This window comes from Chryseobacterium sp. SIMBA_038 (assembly GCF_046535115.1).
Taxonomy (GTDB): domain Bacteria; phylum Bacteroidota; class Bacteroidia; order Flavobacteriales; family Weeksellaceae; genus Chryseobacterium.
Map to the genome: position 1 here is coordinate 1 of NZ_JAWRXH010000066.1, position 338 is coordinate 338.

The 338-nt window shown below is 37.0% G+C and carries 1 protein-coding gene; it reads right to left on the reverse strand.

The window, feature by feature from the left end:
* The coding region (locus SB689_RS22745; RefSeq protein WP_410694340.1) for a hypothetical protein at positions 1–338 on the reverse strand (338 nt) is incomplete at both ends.

Consider the following 338-nt stretch of genomic DNA (forward strand, 5'->3'; position numbering starts at 1 on the left):
TTAATTGTTTGTGAGTCATTATTTGTAATTTCCAGCGTATAATTTCCTTGACAATTGGCAGTGGATCCTGCAACTCTGTTGATCACTAACTGAACATAGCGTTTATTATTATCTGTCCCCCAGTAATTATACATAGCAGCAGTAAATCCTCCTCCTAATATACTATGGGTGGTATTTGTACTTATATTTTGCACATATTGCTGACCATCAGGAGCTGTTAATTTCGCTGTAACAGCTGTATCATTATTAGCATACATGATAAAGCTAAATACAGCAGCAGCAGAAGTATTGCTTGCCGCAGTAAAAACATAAGATTGTGCACCACCTGGCTCTATATC